Below are 20,391 nucleotides of genomic sequence, written 5' to 3' on the forward strand. Positions count from 1 at the left end.
GATTTCCGGCTTGCACTGGTACTGTGAATACCAGCAATAAGCTAGTTACCGCCAAGTAGAAAGCCATCCTTTTGATCATTTTTTTCCCACACCTCCTCATAAATAGATTGGAACTGTGTCTGTGTTTCAGGAGCCGCATGTGTTTTGAAATGAGAAAATAATCCAAAACAATTGGCAATAAGTAGTACATGATTAATTGTAACAGCTTTTTCAAACGCGTTTATTAAACATTTGAAACCATATGGATATCTACCTTTATTTAGGCTGTACTTAGCCATTTTGTACCAGAAGCGTACGTACTCTTCCGGTAAAACTTGTTGTGTATACATGTCAGAAGACAACGGTTCCTGATAAGCTGCAATTTGAGATTCAAAACGCTGAAGGATATGGTCTACATCTACATTGTACCGATTAGCAACTTCAAGAACGTTTAGTAGCTCGGCAAAAATCTCATTTTCGGCAGCCATGTGTTCTACGTAATCGGGGAGAACACTAATATCCCCGGACATAAGCCTGTTGACGTACGTATTAATTTTCGCCCATTGCTGATATTGTTTCTTCCAATAAAGTGAATCAGGGTCCTTCTCTTTTACCCAACTTAGATCGGCATAACCTCGAATATGTTCTAATGCCTGTTCATGATCTCCTTTCGCATCGCAAGCATTAGCACACAGCAATTCGGAGTAAACTATGTATACAAACAGTGGCCTGCTTAGCTTTTTTCGTGGCTCTGTTCCTTTTCGCTTAGAGTTATGAACCAAATTATATTGGATCTGTCCTAATTGACCCATTTGATGTGCAAATTCATACACCTTGTCCCACATACTTAATGATCTATACACGTTTGCTAAATCTTTTAGAGCATCTAATTGCTCTATCTCGTCTAAACGATCAACAAAAGGGGCAAATTCAATGGCAGCCTGAAGATTTACAGCTCTATCTTGTCCAATATTGATTTGGAACAAACGATACTGGCAGATCGCCAATCGCTCTGAATGCTGCTGCTTCTCACTTTCAGCCACCTTTTTGTAAAGGTATGCCGCTGCTTCATTGTAACCGTCTTTGTATACATTTTCGGCAACTTCAAAGAGCGATGGCGGATAATTAGGGTTATCCAATAATAAAATTACAACTCGCTGCAAGCAGTCCAGTCGTCCTAGCTCAATACATCGGTATAAGAAAGGGCTGATTTTTTTCCAGTTGAGCGGAGATTCTTCAATGCATTCTTCAATATAACGTTCGTAAAAATAATCCGGTGGTAAATTCATTCCCGCAGTAATGCTATCCAGTTGGTGAACAGAAATAGATCGGTTACCGGTCACAATGCTACTAACTGTACCTACATTCAAATCAATCGTGTGACCAAACTTGGTCATCGTTAAGCCTTTTCGTTTCAAATAGGTTTGAATTTCTGCCTGTATCGTAGGTGTGATTTCCATGGATAAACCACCCTTTCAGCATTTTCATAGAATTTCAATTTCAATAAACAATATAGTTTGGAAACTAATAGTATAATTATTGATTTTCCTTCACGATAATACCATCTTTTGGAACAAACATAAATGCTTTTACTTTATTGATTTTTATATTTTTATTAGGAGATCATTGGATGTTGGACAATGGAAGGAGAATATCATTTGAAAAATACAGGTATGACACGTCCCTTGGATACGTTAGGCCGGATTGTTATCCCTAAGGAGTTGCGAACCTCTATGGGTATTCAAGCTGGTGAGTCCTTAGAATTTTATTTAGATGTTGAAACAGGTTTATTGAGTATGCGGAAGTATATTGGAGTCTGCTGTCACTTATGCTATTCGATTCAGGATTTAAGCTATTTCAGGGATTCATTTTTATGTAAAAAATGCATAAACGATCTGAAGGGAAATATAGGTGTGAGTCAATTACCTGTTCCCGTCGTAAAGAAACCTGCGTTCAAAGAAAAAAATGCACATCGGTTGTCTTCACAACATTTAGTTGAAAATCTAAGAAAACTCATGCGCGAGTATCCAACAGCCAAGCAAGGCGAATATGCTGAATGGCTCGGCGTGTCCCAAGGCCGTATTTCCCAGCTTAAAAAGCTATTATAGGTATCGCTCAACTCTTATTCTAGCAAAGCTAAATAACCAGTCGCCGGTTGATTTCGTGCGACTGGTTATTTCAACTTTTCATTAGTAGGAAGGACTACAGGGGATAAATCATGATAGACCGACAGAGCTGACTGCTGTGACAAATATCGCTTACAAAACCTACCACTTCTGAGATAGTGTAGATACACGAAACAGTACAAAGAATGGGGAACTTATGACAACGACAAGGAAGAATAAGAAATCTTCGCAGAAGCAATCAGCCTCAGTCTGTACCTGCATTAATCTGCGCCGTTCCTCGATGGCTGTTACGGGACTGTATGACCGGTATCTGGCCCCGAGCGGACTCAATATTAGCCAATTCTCGCTTCTCAAGCACTTAACTGCGCTGGGACCGGCAAGTGTAAGCGAATTGGCACTGGAGATGCGGCTCGACCGGACCACGATTGTGCGCAATTTGAAGGCGCTGGAGCATAGCGGATATGTGGAGGATACATCTGCTGAGGGCAGTCGAAACCGCTGCCTTACTCTGACGGAGAGTGGAAGAACGGTATACAACGACGCAGCAGAGCTTTGGGAGGAGGCGCAACGTTTTTTGCAGGAGTCATTGGGAAACGGGAATCTGCAGATACTTACCTCACTCTTATCCAAAATTGAACATTTGGGTTTGTGATTAGCCGCCTACTCATACATGAAGTGTTGCTCAATTCGTGTATATACACGAAAAAGATTGAATTGTTTATTGCGGTATCAAGGCTAGAGAAGTCTTTAAAATGCTATTATAGCGATCGCATTGCACTTGATCACCACTGCGGGTCATCGGAGAAGTACTTCCAGCTGTAGTAAGAGGTCAGTGATATACCTTAGCCCGCCACAAGACTTCTGAAGGGAAGCTTTACTGTGAACAATAACCACGGAGAGGGATGTGGATAGGATGGTTGAATCCGTACCGGATATGAGAGAAAACATCGCAGCCGAGATGAAAACCTATGTGAGCGAAGACAAAGGCAATGTTTGTGAAGAACTGCAGAGTCCTTATTACGAGGAGCCGATTATCCAATTTGCCGCGGCTAATGATCCTTTGTTTGAGGAGTACAAAAGAGTGGTGGGGCCCGATCACGCCACGCCGCAGGAAGCATTTGAACGCTCCTTTGGAACGGGGAGTTTTGATGGAGGAACCGTTATCAGCGTTGTGCTGCCGATCAGCGAGACGATCCGTAAGGCTAATCGTGCGCAAAAAGAAAGAGCCTCAAGGGAATGGGCGCTGCTGCGGACCTTTGGCGATGAATATTTTGTACAGTCTGCAAGGCGGCATTTGGCGGGATACTTAACAGGCCTTGGTTACCGTGCGTTTGCACCGCTGGATACGGATTGGTACAGCATCCATGGCGCCGAGGGGGGGCCGATCTCCAACTGGTCGGAGCGCCACATTGCATATGCTGCGGGTCTCGGCACCTTCAGTATCAATGACGGCTTCATCACCGAAAAAGGAATTGCCATCCGCCTGCTGTCCGTGGTGACCGATCTCAAGGTGCCGCCTGATGCCAGAATATCTTCAGCCACAGGACATACCGGTAACTGCCTGCTGTGCAGCAAGGGCATCTGCGGTGTGTGCATTACCCGCTGCCCTGTGCAGGCCATCAGCAAGGACGGCGGACATGACAAAATCGCCTGCATGAATTTTGTGTACGGACAGGCATCACGGGACTTTGCGGTTCTAAACGGCGGCGAGGCCAAATCGGGTGCTGGCTGCGGACTGTGCCAGACCAAGGTACCCTGCGAGAGCAGGAATCCGATGCGTAATGCCCGGTGAATATGGAAACCTTGAGGACCGCCATTCTCAAGGTTTTTTAGTGCAAAAAGATACATTTAGTTTTCGTTAGCCGAGGTTGAGGGCGTCCCTGCCTCATGTTTTAATTGAGCTTCATTCGAAGCCCCGGACTTACGATCGAATGTAATCGGGCCTTTACGGTTCACAAGCCGTTTCAGATCCACGGTCATTTCATTCTTCAATTTATCAATGAGCTGGTCTTCTTGGATGCCTTTGCTTTTAGCAACCTCGGCCAATGACTTCCCTTGTCCCAGTTCTTTCTCTAATTGGACAGGAGTGATGCCCAGCAGCTTGGCTACTTTCTCGTTGAGATGGTGATTCAAGCCGCCAGGCCTTTTGCCATGTCTATGTCTGTGAACATGCCCATGCCCGTGGTCGTCCTGTGGTTCAGCATTCCATTGGCGGGCTGCCCCTTGGATAGAGTCGTTGGGAGTGAGAGTTTGCAACGACTTACTCGGTTCCGTCCCGGAAGCTCCAGCTGCACCCGCAGTGCCATACATCATCACTCCTCCATACAGAATAGCAGCGGTCAATTTCCATTGTTTTTTCATGTTGCAGACCCTTCTTTCATCCTTTTTAAAATAATATTTTCTTTTCCCGCTATTTTTATTCATATTTTCGCCTGTTAAGTAACCATAAGACGGGAAAAAGAAATTATGAACATTGCTCTCACAATTACACCCAACCTTCGATCTACACGCGCTCCTTGGGGAACCCTATCCTGTAGAGTGAGCAAGAATGAATAACTATACTTTCTACAATATAACTTGAAATTTTTCAAGTTATATATTAAGGAAAATATGATAAAATCAAATTGTAAACGTTTACAATTATATTTTTGGAAAGACATGTTGCATCAAGCTACTACAGAATGCACTGCATCATAGTGAGGCTACAGGAGGAAAGTCCAATGAAACAAAAAAATAAGGTTATTTTTATGGACATCCAAACGCACGAGCAAAACCATATCGGTCAGCGAGCACTTCAAAAAGTGGGAAGACATGGACATGATGTATGAAGCTTTACTTACTGTAGAGGGATACCAAAGCAGTCGGAGTGCCAATGTAACTAGTAATACAATTACAATTGGCGGCAATAATGGCACCAGAAACCAAGAGATCGAGCTCGTTGTAACAGCCGATGACGGGACATGGGATGCTTATATTGACTATTTGGAGATTGACTAAAATTTCAAATCTAGTAAAGAGTTGAATCGGTTCGGAGTATCGGAACATCCATACTATATTAAAATAGCTAGGAGGTAGACCCATGTTTATAGCTAAAGCAGGAAAATGGACGGCGATTATGGCAATCACCTTGTCTTTATTCACTGGCTCGCTGGTGATCTCGAGCAACCAGGCGCTTGCGGCTGATTGCTCGAGCGGTTATGTAGCGTTAACCTTCGACGATGGTCCCAATCCCTCTAACACCAAAGCGCTGCTTAGTGCTCTGAAGCAAAACGGTTTACGCGCGACGCTCTTTAATCTTGGACAAAACGCGCAGAATAATCCTTCGCTTGTACGTGACCAGCAAGCAGCAGGCATGTGGATCGGTAATCATTCATGGTCACATCCGCATATGACACAACTGAGCACATCGCAGATGTCATCGGAAATTACACGCACGCAGCAAACGATACAGTCCATTACTGGCACGGCACCAAAGTTGTTCCGTCCTCCGTATGGCGAGACCAACGCAACCCTCAAATCCATTGAGATCCAAAACGGTCTTACCGAAGTATTGTGGAACGTTGACTCCCAAGACTGGAACGGCGCCTCCACCGCACAGATCGTAGCTGCTGCGGGCAAACTTAAAAACGGCGATGTGATCCTGATGCATGATCAGTACCAGACTACACTCCAAGCTATTCCACAAATTGCACAGAACCTCAAAAACCGTAATCTTTGCTCTGGTATGATCTCACCAAGCAATGGCCGCGCGGTAGCGCCTGATGGCGGAAACGGCGAAACGCCGCCAAACAAAGGCACAAAAGTGGAAGCAGAGAATATGACCAAAGGCGGTCAGTATACTTCAAATATCAGCTCGCCGTTCAACGGAGTGGCTTTATACTCCAACAATGATTCAGTGAAATTCACACAGAATTTTACCAGCGGCACCCATAGCTTTTCACTCCGTGGTGCTTCAAATAATTCCAACATGGCCAAAGTTGACTTGAAAATTGGTGGACAAACGAAGGGTACCTTCTACTTCGGCGGGAGCAGTCCTGCGGTCTATACTTTAAACAATGTCAGCCATGGAACCGGAAATCAAGAGATTGAGCTTGTTGTAACAGCCGATGATGGGACATGGGATGCTTATATTGACTATTTAGAGATCATCTAATTTAAAAAAACAAAATCCCGGCGGGATCTTCCCAGTCGGGATTTTTGTCTATATTCTTTTTACAACATTCTCAATGTAAAAATAACAAAATCTTGAAAATTGCAATCTGTTGTATAATGGCGGGTAACAACTAGAAGTCGCTATAAAAATATTCATAAGAGATGCAGGTGATGGCGATGGAATGGTATTTTGCATACAAAGACGAATTGGAAAAAGTATTTCGTCAAGCGGAGGAACGGACGTCCACGTTTCCAGCTCCCTTTCAGCAAGAGGGGTTGGACTATCTGGCGCGTTTTAATCCGTTGCGGGAAGACAGCACGCGTAATTACATATGCTATTTGCTTCCATTTTGGCTGCAAGAACTCACCGGACTCCCCCCCGAAACATGCCGCAAGCTGTCACTTGGCAACGTGTTCGTCATGGCCCACTATTTAATTCAAGATGATGTGATGGACACAGCAGCAGACAACCGTAAAACGCAACTTGCCTTAAGCCAGCTATTCTATACCGAGTGTCTAAGCGTATATCGGGACCTTTTTCCGGCAACCTCTCCTTTTTGGTCATATGCCCGAACGTATATTGATGAATGGGCCGTTAGTGTGATATCCGAAGGAACAGAGGACTATTTTCAAGGAGAAAGAAATAAGGTCGCGCTGAAAGCAAGTCCATTAAAAATGGCCGGAACGGGTGCTTTACTGCTCGCAGGCCGTGCTGATCTGATCCAGACTATTACAAATATGACGGACTTGGCGCTACTCGTGCTTCAAATGTCGGATGATTGGGCGGATTGGTCAGAAGATTTGGTCGAACATAGCTATAACTGTCTTTTGTCCCATATCAGTGCCGAGCAGAAGACAGCTTACTGTGAAGGATTGGGACCTCAACAGATTCAGGAAGCGATTTATGTACGCGGTGCGCTGGCCAGCTATGTGAACATTGCCGATCAAGCAGTCCAACAGTTAGAGACCCTGGACCCTTCTATCCACGGCCTACGTAGCTTTGCACATTCTATCGCAACAGAACTGGGCGAAGTGGCGGCGGAAATTGAAGGCGGACGCTCGCATTTGAGAAGAGGCGGACTTGACTACTGGCTCTCCAAAAATATGAAATAATGCTAGATTTTTCTGAGGCTTTCGTGGTATACTGACTAGGTAAATATAACCAATTGAATGAGAGGGTGATTTTTGATGGCTACTGAAGTTCTTCAAACACAAGTCATTCAAAAAGCTTGGGAGGATGCCAGTTTCAGAGAGAAACTGATGACAGATCCCAAATCTGCAATTCGTGATGTGTTAGGAGTCGTGATCCCCGATCATATCCAAATCAAAACATTAGAGGAAACGCCTGATCAGTTTTTTCTGGTAATTCCTCCAGACCCCTCCGGCGTGCTCGCTGCCTCCCAGAAACCTCGCTCGATGTGGTAAATTAGTTGTTAATGCTTATTTAATCTATATTCCTTAATCTCATGTGGGTGGGCTCAGCAAGCTTCCCTCCGTTTTCTCCGAATGCAAAAAAGCCGGATATTATCCGGCTACGGGGAAGCGGATGGTCGCTTCTGTTCCCACCCCTTTTGCACTTGTAAAAGTTATTTTGCCATTCATCGTTTCAATAATCCGAAAAGTCACCATCATCCCCAAACCCGTGCCTTTTGTCTTATTCGAGAAATAAGGCTCACCTAGTCTGGATAAAGTCTGAGCATCCATCCCTTCACCATTATCCCGAATATGAATGACAGCTTCTCCGTTGTCCACATAAGCCCATATATGAATATGACCCTGATCTCGCAGCGCTTCAATGCTGTTTTTGATGATATTGATGAACGCTTGCTTGAACTTGGAGGAATTCCCGCGCACTTTGATTTCCTGGGGAATATCCAGCGAAATTTTCCCACCTTGCAAATTAGCCATTGGACTGATGATTCCTTCAATATGTTTGAATTCGTCCAATATGGTCAACGTTTTGGTTTGGTCAAACTCTGGCTTGGCAAAAGTCAGAAAATCAGTAATAATCGCGGAAGCTCGATCCAGCTCCTCCAGAGCGATATGTAGATAGTCTTTATTTTTACCATCCTCCTGCTTGCTCATCAACTGAAGAAATCCACGTGTAACCTGAAGGGGATTACGTACCTCGTGAGCTACAGATGCAGCCAGATCGCTAATAATCTCCATTTTCTCCGAGCGTTGAAGCTCATTATTGAACATCTCCAGTTCTCTGGAATACCGAACCACCTGCTTGTGCTTTTCTGCCAGCCTTCTGCCCAATATCGCGATCAACGCCAGTACAAAACCGAACACGCCCCATTTCCACAAAAACATATTGTAGTGTCCGTCCAGAATGAAGAACCAGCTCAGTTCCCCGATAGAGATGACTGCAAAAAATGCAAAGCCTGTCGATAAAATGATCGCTTCGTGGTCACCCTTAAGTGCCATGCGAACCGAAGCAAATACCAGCAGTATCATTAAGGCGACGAGTAATATACCCAGGATGACTACACTAAAAAAATAATATATATCGTTCAACCGCTCCTGTGCTCCTAAATTCACAATCATCATGATAAAGCAGAACAAAGAGTATGCGGTTAACAACTTTCTGAATTTGCGAATCAGTATAATCGAATTGATATTTTGTTCAAAAAAGAAAGCTAATGAAGGCAGCAGAATAAATAGTGCCACATCAAAAAGTTGTAAGTACAGCTTGCCATAGCCGCGATAGAATGTATACAAGAATGGTGAATACGTTACGATCATCAGACCAATAGACAATACAATCGCACTTAGGGACAGCCACATGGCCATACTCGGACGGAACAGGAAAAATGAGCAGATCAGTAGTACCAGGGCGATAAAGATAAACGTACTGCCCAGTACAATATCTAAAACATCCATTCTGACCAAGGTCCCCAACAAATCACGATAATCACCGGTCATCACATTGCCGATAATGCCCAGTCTATTCTTACTGCTTTCCGTCCATATGTATAATGCTTTACCGCTGTCTTCCGGCTTCAGCGGAATCAGAATACGATTATTCTCATAATTGTACCCACGGTAGGATTCGTAAAAATTGGTCCCATCTTTATACAGCGTAATATGCCTGCCATAAATATTTTCAAAAAGTACCGCTGGCGTTTCATCATTTAGCGAAGGTAACTTAATACGAATCCAAGCAGATCCTTTATTACCGGGCTGCCTAAGCAGTTGTGTATCATCTTCAATATGCATCCAGACCTTGCTGGGATCCTTTACCTCATCTAAAGAGCCATCCTCGTTTACCGCTCCCCATCTCATATCCCAGGAGGGTATTTTATAATCCCTTTCCGGGGTCATTTTAGCCGCATAGGTGGAGTGACCCAGCGACAACAGTATCACAATGACCGCTAGCAGGGCGGCGACAGCTTTGGGCACATGCCTCATATTAAGCACCTCAAAGTTACATAGTAGGATTTACAAGATTGTATACGTTTTAACATTTTTTACGTCCTGAAATTATATTATTCTATACGATGATGTGCATACCTTCTTCATTAGTAGGGTATCATGTTCTTTTTACTCATTTTTTGTAAAATCTTCATATTGATTAATGATCATTTCCTGTTCGCGCCGCTCCTTCTGCTCTCTAAGCCCCAACCATGGTTCACAATCTTCATCCTCATAGATCGTCCAAATATCGGAAAATAAATAATCGCGTATTTCTACTATTTTTCCGGCCTGTCCGCCATCTGTCCAGTATAAGCCTTCCGGGCGCCGAATGAGGGTACGGGAAAATCCCGGGGTAGATGCCTTTTGACCTACTCGGATACGACTAATCATCGGACCAAACATGTACCATTCCAATTCATATCCCTCCCTATCCTCTTTATCATATCACAGCAGTTACCAAAAAAACGCTAATTGAGAATGGGCATATCCCTATTCGCATGATTTTAACTTCCTACAGACACACTAACTCAAGGTTTAGCCGTTCTACTGTTTGGGTAAGGTCGGAATAAGCAACAAAAAGTAAAGGAGCTGAGCAACATGGCCAATCGTGATGATCGAGTTAATGAGCTACATGACAATGATTTTGAGCCTTCTCTACAAAATGCAGAAAACAACTGGGAGAATCTAACCGAGGGCCCAGATACTCCTCTCGAAGACGTCCCAGATGCCGATGAACTGACACCGAACAGTCCTGTTGATCCTTCTGCTCCTGCCGAATTCCTGCATGGTACCGATTTGCTGAATGGTACCGATGGGGACGAAGAAGAGCAACTGGACAGCGACGATATGCTGGATTAAACACTTCATTTTATCGGGTGAAAGAAAACGGTTACCCATTCTGCTATGCGGGTAATGAAGTGTATAACCGAAAGGAGTTGACTGATCTCCTATGTATAAAGATCCGATGTCTCAAGCCGATATGGAGTATAAGCGCTACAAAGCCTTGAATCCCGTGGAAGAGGATGACCGCAGGTCTGCGGACAAGACAACTACAGATGATATCTCGGCCGAAGATAACCCACGAGGAGTCGCATCTGCGAAGCCCGAACCCAGGGATCAAGGAAAATGAAAGGACAGATAGAGAATGCAAAAAGGGTGCTACCCAAGCCACGCAGATGATACATGGCTTGAGTGCACCCTTTTTGTACTTCATATGTTTACAATGGCAGCAATGCTACTGTCGATTTAGCTTCCAATCCATCTACCATTTCGTTCCAGACAGCAGGCTTGTTCGGCAATACTGTATAGTACCGACGTATAAAAGCTGCCACCAATTTGGCGCTCACTTCTTCCACGCTATCATCCTCAGGCATAAAGCCTAAATTCAGCCCTTCTACTGCTACACCATCGTTATTCCAGGACGGATGTACGTAGTCCAGATCCAAACGCTTATAGCCCAGATGAGATAGCACCTCACGTCGCACGTACGGGTCCATTGGCTTGACACCACCAAAGGGATGCTCGTTGCCACGGTAAGGGTCATAGATTTCAGCAAACATCCCCTGTAACTGCTGTCCGCTGGCCTGAGCAAGCGCGTGCAAGTCATTCTGGCGTCGTGTCCAAAGAAAACGGCCAATGCCCAGTCCCGGTTGTCCGATGATCGTAAAATCTGTCATAGCTACATTAAAGTCCTCATAATAACGATACTCTGTTGCACCAACTACCTTATCATCCTGTACCGCAACAAAGACACGAATACCCGGGTCTTCCAGCGGTTCCTTCCACAGACTGTACTCCAGCACTTCCTCTGGTGGAAATACTTCCTGCATTAGCTGATGCATGCTCGCAAACAAGGGGTCTTCAATATGAGTAATGCGATGATATTCCATAGGATAGGACACGCTCCTCTACAATTAGTGATGGGTATGAAACGGATTTCGCCATTCCATGAGGGCAGCATAATTACGCGATTGTTCATCATCCAAATAATTCGGCAGGATACAAACAGGCACCCGTCCGCAACGAAGCAGAAAAGTTAATACCGGGTCCTTCAGCTCACCAGACACTACGGCATCCACATACGCTTCTGCGCTCAATTGGTCGGCATGATGCTGATAACTAGGCATACGCCCCGCGCCCAGCAAACGATCCAGTCTCCGTTCAATCACAAGATGATATAAGGAAAAAATCAGCCATTTGCCCAGACCCAATCTGCGGTAAGCAGGACGTACCGCCAAATCAATCACATACAGCGCCTTGCCTTCCTCACAGTGCGTACGAATATAACCGTCATCTGCTACTTCCTCCCATGTATGCTGGGGATGTTCGGGGTTATAATGCATCAGTAGGCTGGTTACCGAACCCGCCAGTTCCCCCTCAATTTCCACACACAGCGCTCCATCTGCAAAATGCTCTGTCTGGCTGGCAATCTGCTCCCGGCTCCATAACAGCTCCTGCGGATAAGGTGGGGGGAAGCTCTCCTGCTGAATACGCAGCAATCCCTCATAATCGGCTGTAGAATAATTACGAATCACCGCCCGTAGCGGCCGATCGCCGTCAAAGATGAACCATTCTTTGCGATACATGGCTTATTTCCTTTCATTAGCTCCAGTCTGTGTATAAATCTGTTCTACGGTCACGCCAGGTTGTAACCGAGCCCCGCTCACGCACATCGTACAACAGCTGCAAATCGAGATCTGCTGTCACAATCATATCGTTGTTCAGTTCACCCTCCACCATAATGCCGCGTGGCGGAAAAGGAATGTCATTGGGTGTAATGACTGCGGCTTGTCCATAATTGGCACGCATAAAATCAACCGTAGGCAAAGCGCCGACAGTTCCCGTTAAAACGACATACACCTGATTTTCAACCGCTCTGGCGTGGCTTGTATATCGTACCCGGTAAAATCCGTGACGATCGTCCGTACAGGAAGGACAGAAAATAATATCTGCTCCCTTGGCCTTCGCCATGCGAACGATTTCGGGAAATTCAATATCATAGCAGGTCAGCATCGCTATGGTGCCCTTGGACGTCTCAAACACATTCAGCCCCTCACCGGGAGCCATATTCCATTCATGCACCTCTGTCGGTGTAATGTGAATTTTGTCCTGAGTGGCCACACGCCCGTCCGGGTAAAACAAATGTGCCGTATTATATAAACGTTCGTTTCTCCTAACTACATGAGTGCCACCGATAATATGCATCCCGGTTCGACGTGCGAACGAAGTGAATAATTCAAGATACCGGTCCGTAAAATCCGGCAGGTAGTTGATCGTCAGAGCTTTGCCTTCACTATCACCAATCGACATAAGCTGGGTCGTAAAAAACTCGGGAAACAGAACAAATTCCGCACCAAATTCCTCCGCTGTTTTGATATAATGTTCCGATTGCAGGGCAAATTGCTCGAATGAGTCAATCGTATGCAGATGATATTGAACCGCCGATACTCTGATTTTGCTCATAATTCCTCCTCGGACATCACGTCTTTTAGATTGCAAGGGGGGCCCGTTGCTGTTCACATTATAACCGATTCAAAACGGTGCGAAAACTGAACCTGATAATCAGGGCTTGCCTTCTGCACCTACTTTGTTTAAAATAAGGTCAAATCTTTTGAATACCATGAACAAAGACAGTGACGGAGACAAGTAAACGTCTAACGGATTCCCACAGAAAGGTACGAATTGCTGAGAGCGTACCGCAATCCCGCGTTGAAATTCACTCCCGAGTCGAGCCTTGAACCGACAGAAGGATTCATTCCTTTGTCCGCAGTAGAGGTTTCCGGAAGCCCCCGTTACGGGCATCAAGCTCAGAAGTTACTGCCGTCGACTGAACGACGTTGATGATTCGTATGTATACTTCTGTAATTAGGGTGGTACCACGGCATTCGTCCCTTGCGACGAGTGCCTTTTTGTGTTATTTTCTGCAAAAAAAAGTCTATGGGCTGACAGAAAAAACAAATTTAAATTCGGGAAGGATGTAGTACTGTATGTCTACAAATGAAAATTCTTTGGAGCTGCTGCGTGAACAGCTCGATGCTACAAATTTGCAATTGCTGGAGTTGCTGTCCCAACGCGCTGAACTGGCAGGACAACTTGGAAAATTGAAGGAAGCTCAAGGGGTACCTGACTTTGATCCAGTACGTGAACAACAAATGCTGGACAAGCTGATTGCGGCTAACCGTGGACCGTTTGACGATGCTACGATTCGCCAGCTGTTCAAAAATATTTTCAAGGCTTCTTTGAACTATCAAAAAGAAGAACACAAAAAACATCTGATCGTCAGCCGCAAAAATCAACCGGATAGCACAGTTATCAAGGTTAAAGATACGCTGGTGGGCGGCAAAGCTTCCATTATGGTCGCAGGTCCCTGCTCGGTGGAAAGCTACCAGCAAACTCGCGAAGTAGGTGCGGCTCTCAAGGAAGCCGGTGTGCCGATTCTTCGTGGTGGCGCGTTCAAGCCACGTACGTCTCCGTACGATTTCCAAGGACTGGGCGTGGAAGGACTGCAAATTCTCAAACGTGTAGGTGACGAGTTCGGGCTGGCTACAATCAGTGAAATCGTCGATCCAAGACATTTGGAGGAAGCCATCCAATACATCGACATCATTCAAATTGGTGCGCGCAACATGCACAACTTTGAATTGCTCAAAGCTGCGGGTGAAACCAGAACTCCGGTTCTGCTCAAGCGCGGACTGGCTGCCACCATGGAAGAGTTCCTTCATGCTGCTGAATACATCGTTTCCCGTGGTAACACGCAAGTCATGCTGATTGAACGCGGTATTCGTACGTACGAAAAATGGACGCGTAACACGCTGGATATTTCCGCTGTTCCGATTTTGAAAAAGGAAAGCCATCTGCCTGTATTGGTGGATGTGACTCACTCTACAGGACGTAAGGACATCCTGGCCCCTTGTGCCAAAGCTGCCCTGGCTGCTGGTGCTGACGGTATCATGGTGGAAGTCCATCCGAACCCGGCAGTCGCTTTGTCCGATGCTCAGCAACAGCTGAACATTCCTGAGTTCCACAACTTCCTGTCTGAAGTCAAAGAATCCGGTTTATTCAAAGCGTAAAACTAATTTTATGCCGGCATTCATAAACCGCTTTCATTTTCTCAGATAATGATGTAGAATTGGATTAGGATTGTGACTGATCATGCAGGCAAAACCTAAATGTATATATGCTCGACTTTTGTTGAGACATATATATGTTTAGGTTTTTTTTATGCCTAATTCTTGAATAAAAAGAATACCTACATGGTTATAATCCTAAAAAAACATCATAGGAACGTTCAGAGAGGGGAACAGAAATGAGAGAAAGAAAAGGGTTAAGCATTCTTCTATTAGCCATGATATGTATTCTGATCATCAGTGGTTGCAGTGGTAAGGCGCCCGCCATTGTGAAAGATGAAAGCGCTGCTCCAACAGAAAAACAAACGGAAAATAAAGTAGAAAATAAAACTACCAAAGCCAGAACGGTGATCACTACTGATGGAGAAGTAGATGATATGAACTCTGTCATTCGCTTCCTTCTTTACTCCAATGAAATGGATTTGTCCGGGATTGTACTGACTAGCTCTGTGTATCATTATGCAGGTGATGAAAAAGCTGGCATCAAGCCATTTAGATGGACCGGAACCCAATGGGTAACGGACATGATTGATGCCTACGGAGAGATTTATCCCAACTTAATTAAACATGCCGAGGGATATCCAAAGCCTGAATATATCAAGAGCGTTACCAAAATAGGTAACATTTCAAATAAAGGTGAAATGGACAAAGAAACGGAAGGCTCCAATTTCCTTAAAGCGCTTTTCCTGGACAATGACAAAAGAGATTTATATGTACAAACTTGGGGTGGAACCAATACCACGGCCAGAGCTCTAAAGTCCATTGAAGACGAATATAAAAATACAGATCAATGGGAAACGATTCGAAAAAAAGTAAGTGATAAACTCGTACTGTACATCATTCTGGACCAGGACGATAGCTACAATAATTACATCGCTAAAAATTGGCCTGACATCAGAATTATTAATGATCAATCTAACTTCTGGCATTTCGCTTATGCTTGGAAAATGCACACAGAAGAAGTAAACAGCAAGTTGCACGGGGAATGGAATTTTAAAAATATTAAAGAGGGTCATGGCAAGTTGCTCAATATGTATGCCTTGATGGGCGATGGCAATATCATCAAAGGCGAGTTGGATGAAGAACAAAGAGGCAGTGAAGCCTACTTAAAGAAAAATCCACAATACGGCAAGTATGACTTTATTTCTGAAGGTGATTCTCCATCCTTCTTCTATTTAATTGATAATGGATTGCGGAGTATGGAAAACCCAACCTATGGTGGCTGGGGAGGTCGTTTCGGTGTCGTTAACGATAAATTGTTTAGAAATACTGTGTTAGATTATGATGTGCATACGAAAAAATTCGAAGCAGAATATTCTTTGATGCGTTGGTTTGATGATATTCAAAATGACTTTGCTGCTCGTGCAGATTGGGCTATTGCATCCGACTACAAAGATACCAACCATAATCCAACATTGACCATTAAAGAAGGAATAGACCTAACGGCTAGTCCAGGGGAGAAAATAACCCTGCATGCAGAAGGTGCAGATCCAGACGGTGATCAATTGACTTACAAATGGTGGAGATATTTTGAAGCCGACACGTATGAAGATTCCAAAGTAAAACCCGCACAAGTTAAACCTGAATTGCTGGGAGAAATGCAGCTTGGGCTTCACCGAGAAGTAGCTAAAGGCGAGAAAGTAAACACGATTGACTTGCAAGGAAGTGACACAAATACAGCAAGTTTCACAGTTCCAGCAGATGCTAAGTCTGGAAATACGATTCATATCATTGCAGAGGTACAGGACAATGGTAAACATCCTTTAAAGCATTATCAACGTGTGATTATAACCGTAAAATAATAGAACACAACATCAATAAAATTAGGCTCATGGAATAACACTCCATGGGCCTGTTTATTTTTGCACATCGGACCTCAGACAATCCCTATACACGTTTAATGCTTTTTTCAGTCAAAGGAACATAATATCCTTTGCCATTCGGGCCCATAGCAAATTTATTGCGAAGATGAATTAGATTAGGGCCAAATTTCTCCTCTAATTGTTCACGGAACTCATATAGGATTTCCATGATATAAATATCATGTATAATCACTTCAGTAATCGGCATCACCAGCCCCGGATGCAACGTCCATGCCGCGCGACTGTCATCACCAAGTGAAAGTATGCCAGCTACGACCTCCCGGTCGTCTACGCTAAGTACAATCCACCGACCACCAATTTCAGACGTAATCTCCTCACTCATATCATGGCGGTAAACAGTAGCGAAATCAAAGTTAAGCTCCCCATACGCTACAATGATCACTTCAATTCCTTGTTGAGCGACTTGCTCTAAGGCATCTCGGAACACCTCGGCATCCTCTTTCCAAATTTCCAATAAAATTCGGTGTTTTGCTCCCTTTACCCCTTCATTTATGCGATTGATAATGGCTTCATACCCCGAAATATTCCAAATATTCTCTCTATTTTGAAATGATGCTGTGTACTGCTCCAAACTCTCTTGCGCCACATTGAAAATCTGCTCTGCTTTGCGTTTTCTCTGGGCAATCAATTCATGTGGCGGAAGCGGCACATATAGAGGCGTATTTTCTTGACTGACCATGATATCCCCACGGTTAACCATTCCAGACAAAACCTCGTAAATTTTGGATCTCGGTACCCCGGAATTCAATGAAACGGCGTATCCCGAAAGTGGAGAGCTTTCCAATAAGGTCACATAAGCCTTGGCTTCATATTCACTAAAATTCAAATCTCGTAGAATTTCTAATATATTTGGTTTTGGTTTCATGACGTCTTCTCCTCAATTCGTGTTCATCCTTACTATATCACTTCCCCTTGACAAAAACTGATATACACACTATCTTTTTAGTAACGTTTTTATAGTAGTCACTATAGTAGCAACTATTATATTTCACAGGGAATTACTTCAGGGAGGATTTAACTTGAACAAAGTCATAGCTCATCACAGCGAAAGCAACCGGATTTACTACGGTTCTACGATTCTGGCCCTATTGATCTGGAGTACATCGTTTATTGCCACCAAAGCAGCCTACACGACGTTCCCCCCTCTTACCTTGGGTCTTTCCAGATTTATTATAGCTTCCGTTGTGCTAGGTATCGTTTTGCTGATTAAAAAAGAACATGTCAAAGTAAAGCCAAAAGATTTGGCTACGATTTCGTTTAGTGGTGTTTTGGGGATCACTCTCTACTTTTCAATGGAGAATATAGGGGTTAGCCTGACTACCGCTTCCAACGCAGCATTAATTGTTGCATCATATCCCGCAATTACGTCGCTGCTTGAACTTATTTTGTATAAAGTGAAAATATCCAAATATAAAATTTGCGGCATAGCACTGGCCATGATCGGGGTATATTTCTTGACTTCAGTTGGCGAAAGTTCGGATAGTAAGAATCAACTAATCGGAAATTTAATATTAATCGGGACGGGTTTTGCGTGGGCGTTTTACACTTTCATGACGCGCAAGGTTGTGGACAAATATCCGCCTGTGACGTTATCTTTTTATCAAACCGTTGCAGGGAGTATCTTTTTCATACCGTTGGCTCTATTAGAAAAGGATCGTTGGCAGGTTCCGACAACCGGATCGTTTATGTTGTTAGTATATCTGGGTGTATTCTGCTCCGTTATCGCATTTTTGCTCTACAATTACGGATTAATCAAGCTGTCACCGAGTAGTTCCGTTTCTCTGATGAATTTGGTTCCGATATTTGGAGTCTTATTTTCTGTGTTGCTTTTGCAAGAAACGATTACATGGCGCCAAATCATTGGCGGTTTGGTCGTTATTATCGGTGTTTTACTGAGTGCACATCAAACAAACCGTACCTAAAATGAAAGATTGCACACTAGTTATAAAAGTTAAGACAATCATCGTTGTTATAAGTATCAGCGCTACAATATAAGGGCGAGTGACCTCACCAAAAGTTTCTCGCCCATCGGTTCCATTTATGCAGTTGGCTTTTTTTCTTTTATATAAAAAAGGTGGTTATATTGATTGATGAGGTTATCCATAATTACAGACTGTCTGAGCACACTGGCATGATTAAAACCATGTTTTGCTTGCAAAATATACAGCTTTTGACGAGCTTTCTCAAGCTGTTGACACAAAATGTCGTCTCTTATCATAATATATCCCTCCTTGTCATATTATCAGTGTAGAGGGTTATGAATAAGTATACTAAAAGTAAAGGTTTGGGATAATTATCTAATAACACAAAAAAAGACCTGCTCTATGAACTCTAAGGTTGTCCTCTTCGACAATCCTGTGTGATTCGCTTATCCGGCAGAATGAATATCCTGATCCGTGACGTTCTTCTTGGCTGAAACCGGGAACACGTTTTTCCCCTTCACCCCTAGCAACAACGCTGCAAGCAGCAGTATGCCACCGTTTAACACAAAGATCCAGCGGATCGGCATCCAGCTGCCAAGCATGCCGCCAATCAACGGCCCTGCCATTGTCGCGAGTTGAGTGGCTGATTGGCTCAAGCTAAAGGCTCGTCCGCGAAACTCTGGCTTGGTGACCTCCACAGTCATCGCGTTGATAGCAGGCATGACGGACGCATAAAACAATCCATATCCAAACCGAAGCGCACCAAAACCAACAAAGTTGGTTATAAAAAATTGTAAGATATTCCCGATTCCCGAACCGATCAGCCCAATCAGCAGCACGTGTGCAAATCCGGTCCGTCCTCCAATCCGTCCCCATCGGGGAGCCATCAGCACCGCCGCGATGCCTACGGCTGAGAATACAATCCCGGAACTTAAAGACGCCTGGCTACGGTCAACTCCCATTTCAAGCACATATACCGTAATTAACGGTTCCAATATCATGACGGAAAAGGTACTTAATCCCGCCAGAATAAGCAAAAAGCACAAAGGCCGATTAGCAATAGCCTCCTTGATATCATCACGAACATGCGAGCGGGTACTGGTTCCCTTGAAGCTGTCCTCTCTAGCGCCAAAGGTCGCGATTAACGCAGATACCAGTACAAGAGCCGCTGAGAAAAAAAAGGCATTCCGATTGCCATAATAATGGCTCACCACACCGCCAATTAACGGACCTATAATGCTGCCTGTCGCCCCAGCGGTCGCCATAATACCGAGTGCATAGCCGGTTTTCTCCTCAGGCGAACCTGTTCCGACCAGCGCAATCGCAGCAGGAATAAACCCGGATAGTAGGCCTTGAAACAACCGTACTCCTACGAACACATATGGATCTGTCACAAAAGCACATATCAGGTACAACACCGCCAGGCTAAAGCCTGAACGAATCAGCATCGGCTTACGTCCATACTTATCCGCAAGCGAACCCCAAAATGGGGCAATCAGCGCGCTGGCTAAAAAAGTGACTCCAAAGGCAATCCCCGACCACAGTTCCAGATGATCATTTACACCCATTTCCGTATTCAGAAATATAGGTAAAAACGGAATAGACACGGAATAGGCCATGCTGCAAAACAATACTCCAATCCACAAAATGACCAGATTTCGCTTCCAATATAGATGCATGATGCCACACGTCCCTTCTGCTCATTCCATTATTACCCTCTAAATTAGAAAAGTCTACCGTCCCCTCATCCTTCAATCGTGGAACAACCGTGAAGAAGCTGATA

21 protein-coding genes, 1 pseudogene and 1 other annotated feature are annotated in these 20,391 nt (G+C 44.3%); of the genes and pseudogenes, 12 read left to right on the top strand and 10 right to left on the bottom strand.

What is annotated here, in order from left to right; genetic code table 11:
- Nucleotides 1-41 precede the first annotated feature (41 nt).
- Nucleotides 42-1,439, bottom strand: coding sequence for a helix-turn-helix domain-containing protein (locus MHB46_RS08660; RefSeq protein WP_028543178.1), 1,398 nt, complete (start codon nucleotides 1,437-1,439; stop codon nucleotides 42-44).
- Between the two features lie 198 nt (nucleotides 1,440-1,637).
- Here MHB46_RS08660 and MHB46_RS08665 point away from each other — a divergent pair, with 198 nt between their 5' ends.
- From MHB46_RS08665 to MHB46_RS08675, 3 genes are all read left to right on the top strand, one after another.
- Nucleotides 1,638-2,087 carry an AbrB/MazE/SpoVT family DNA-binding domain-containing protein gene (locus MHB46_RS08665; protein WP_341162087.1) on the top strand — a complete coding sequence of 150 codons (450 nt, stop codon included), beginning with the start codon at nucleotides 1,638-1,640 and terminating at the stop codon, nucleotides 2,085-2,087.
- Between the two features lie 214 nt (nucleotides 2,088-2,301).
- Complete coding sequence (locus MHB46_RS08670) at nucleotides 2,302-2,757, top strand: MarR family winged helix-turn-helix transcriptional regulator (RefSeq protein WP_341162088.1); 456 nt, start codon at nucleotides 2,302-2,304, stop codon at nucleotides 2,755-2,757.
- A 261-nt stretch (nucleotides 2,758-3,018) separates the two neighbouring features.
- Nucleotides 3,019-3,897 carry a (Fe-S)-binding protein gene (locus tag MHB46_RS08675; RefSeq protein ID WP_341163707.1) on the top strand — a complete coding sequence of 293 codons (879 nt, stop codon included), beginning with the start codon at nucleotides 3,019-3,021 and terminating at the stop codon, nucleotides 3,895-3,897.
- Between the two features lie 56 nt (nucleotides 3,898-3,953).
- On the opposite strand, the gene MHB46_RS08680 is transcribed toward MHB46_RS08675, so the two are convergent.
- Complete coding sequence (locus tag MHB46_RS08680; RefSeq protein WP_341162089.1) at nucleotides 3,954-4,466, bottom strand: hypothetical protein; 513 nt, start codon at nucleotides 4,464-4,466, stop codon at nucleotides 3,954-3,956.
- A gap of 393 nt (nucleotides 4,467-4,859) precedes the next feature.
- Here MHB46_RS08680 and MHB46_RS08685 point away from each other — a divergent pair.
- The 4 genes and pseudogenes from MHB46_RS08685 to MHB46_RS08700 all read left to right on the top strand — a co-directional run.
- Nucleotides 4,860-5,102, top strand: a pseudogene (locus MHB46_RS08685) (glycoside hydrolase family 11 protein); the annotation flags it as partial.
- Nucleotides 5,103-5,184: 82 nt separating this feature from the next.
- Nucleotides 5,185-6,258: a polysaccharide deacetylase family protein gene (locus tag MHB46_RS08690; protein WP_341162090.1), complete on the top strand. Its 1,074-nt coding sequence runs from the start codon at nucleotides 5,185-5,187 to the stop codon at nucleotides 6,256-6,258.
- Nucleotides 6,259-6,434: 176 nt separating this feature from the next.
- Nucleotides 6,435-7,370, top strand: coding sequence for a hypothetical protein (locus tag MHB46_RS08695; RefSeq protein ID WP_341163708.1), 936 nt, complete (start codon nucleotides 6,435-6,437; stop codon nucleotides 7,368-7,370).
- Between the two features lie 75 nt (nucleotides 7,371-7,445).
- Nucleotides 7,446-7,682, top strand: a complete 237-nt coding sequence (locus MHB46_RS08700) for an NHLP leader peptide family RiPP precursor (protein ID WP_013309068.1) — start codon at nucleotides 7,446-7,448, stop codon at nucleotides 7,680-7,682.
- 99 nt (nucleotides 7,683-7,781) lie between these two features.
- Here the strand turns inward: MHB46_RS08700 and MHB46_RS08705 are convergent, their stop codons facing one another.
- Together MHB46_RS08705 and MHB46_RS08710 are read right to left on the bottom strand one after the other, a co-directional pair.
- On the bottom strand, nucleotides 7,782-9,671 hold the full coding sequence (locus MHB46_RS08705) for an ATP-binding protein (RefSeq protein WP_341162091.1): 1,890 nt from the start codon (nucleotides 9,669-9,671) through the stop codon (nucleotides 7,782-7,784).
- Nucleotides 9,672-9,803: 132 nt separating this feature from the next.
- Nucleotides 9,804-10,091, bottom strand: coding sequence for a hypothetical protein (locus tag MHB46_RS08710; RefSeq protein WP_023987328.1), 288 nt, complete (start codon nucleotides 10,089-10,091; stop codon nucleotides 9,804-9,806).
- 183 nt (nucleotides 10,092-10,274) lie between these two features.
- On the opposite strand from MHB46_RS08710, the gene MHB46_RS08715 reads away from it, so the two are divergent.
- Complete coding sequence (locus tag MHB46_RS08715) at nucleotides 10,275-10,535, top strand: hypothetical protein (RefSeq protein WP_341162092.1); 261 nt, start codon at nucleotides 10,275-10,277, stop codon at nucleotides 10,533-10,535.
- Nucleotides 10,536-10,626: 91 nt separating this feature from the next.
- On the top strand, nucleotides 10,627-10,806 hold the full coding sequence (locus tag MHB46_RS08720; protein ID WP_250259190.1) for a hypothetical protein: 180 nt from the start codon (nucleotides 10,627-10,629) through the stop codon (nucleotides 10,804-10,806).
- Nucleotides 10,807-10,894: 88 nt separating this feature from the next.
- Here the strand turns inward: MHB46_RS08720 and MHB46_RS08725 are convergent, their stop codons facing one another.
- Genes MHB46_RS08725 through MHB46_RS08735 form a run of 3 tightly spaced genes read right to left on the bottom strand, consistent with a single transcriptional unit; the run spans nucleotide 10,895 to nucleotide 13,139 of the window.
- Nucleotides 10,895-11,566 (bottom strand): hypothetical protein, encoded by a 672-nt coding sequence (locus MHB46_RS08725; protein WP_028543187.1) that lies wholly within the window; start codon nucleotides 11,564-11,566, stop codon nucleotides 10,895-10,897.
- 24 nt (nucleotides 11,567-11,590) lie between these two features.
- Nucleotides 11,591-12,262, bottom strand: a complete 672-nt coding sequence (locus tag MHB46_RS08730) for a GNAT family N-acetyltransferase (RefSeq protein WP_341162093.1) — start codon at nucleotides 12,260-12,262, stop codon at nucleotides 11,591-11,593.
- A gap of 16 nt (nucleotides 12,263-12,278) precedes the next feature.
- A complete protein-coding gene (locus tag MHB46_RS08735) occupies nucleotides 12,279-13,139 on the bottom strand; it encodes a carbon-nitrogen hydrolase family protein (protein ID WP_028543188.1) in 861 nt (286 codons plus the stop codon).
- A gap of 161 nt (nucleotides 13,140-13,300) precedes the next feature.
- Nucleotides 13,301-13,572 (top strand) — a binding site (T-box leader).
- Between the two features lie 91 nt (nucleotides 13,573-13,663).
- Here MHB46_RS08735 and MHB46_RS08740 point away from each other — a divergent pair.
- Nucleotides 13,664-14,746, top strand: a complete 1,083-nt coding sequence (locus MHB46_RS08740; protein WP_013309063.1) for a bifunctional 3-deoxy-7-phosphoheptulonate synthase/chorismate mutase — start codon at nucleotides 13,664-13,666, stop codon at nucleotides 14,744-14,746.
- A gap of 236 nt (nucleotides 14,747-14,982) precedes the next feature.
- Entirely contained in the window at nucleotides 14,983-16,605 is a 1,623-nt protein-coding gene (locus MHB46_RS08745; RefSeq protein WP_341162094.1) for a DUF1593 domain-containing protein, read from the top strand.
- Between the two features lie 85 nt (nucleotides 16,606-16,690).
- On the opposite strand, the gene MHB46_RS08750 is transcribed toward MHB46_RS08745, so the two are convergent.
- Nucleotides 16,691-17,551 (bottom strand): TrmB family transcriptional regulator, encoded by an 861-nt coding sequence (locus MHB46_RS08750; protein ID WP_134903740.1) that lies wholly within the window; start codon nucleotides 17,549-17,551, stop codon nucleotides 16,691-16,693.
- A 154-nt stretch (nucleotides 17,552-17,705) separates the two neighbouring features.
- On the opposite strand from MHB46_RS08750, the gene MHB46_RS08755 reads away from it, so the two are divergent.
- Nucleotides 17,706-18,608, top strand: coding sequence for a DMT family transporter (locus MHB46_RS08755; protein WP_029516111.1), 903 nt, complete (start codon nucleotides 17,706-17,708; stop codon nucleotides 18,606-18,608).
- A gap of 116 nt (nucleotides 18,609-18,724) precedes the next feature.
- Here the strand turns inward: MHB46_RS08755 and MHB46_RS08760 are convergent, their stop codons facing one another.
- Together MHB46_RS08760 and MHB46_RS08765 are read right to left on the bottom strand one after the other, a co-directional pair.
- On the bottom strand, nucleotides 18,725-18,904 hold the full coding sequence (locus MHB46_RS08760; RefSeq protein WP_061831220.1) for an aspartyl-phosphate phosphatase Spo0E family protein: 180 nt from the start codon (nucleotides 18,902-18,904) through the stop codon (nucleotides 18,725-18,727).
- A gap of 150 nt (nucleotides 18,905-19,054) precedes the next feature.
- A complete protein-coding gene (locus MHB46_RS08765; protein WP_341162095.1) occupies nucleotides 19,055-20,287 on the bottom strand; it encodes an MFS transporter in 1,233 nt (410 codons plus the stop codon).
- Between the last annotated feature and the right edge of the window lie 104 nt (nucleotides 20,288-20,391).

Source organism: Paenibacillus sp. FSL H7-0703 (assembly GCF_038003485.1).
GTDB lineage: Bacteria > Bacillota > Bacilli > Paenibacillales > Paenibacillaceae > Paenibacillus > Paenibacillus polymyxa_B.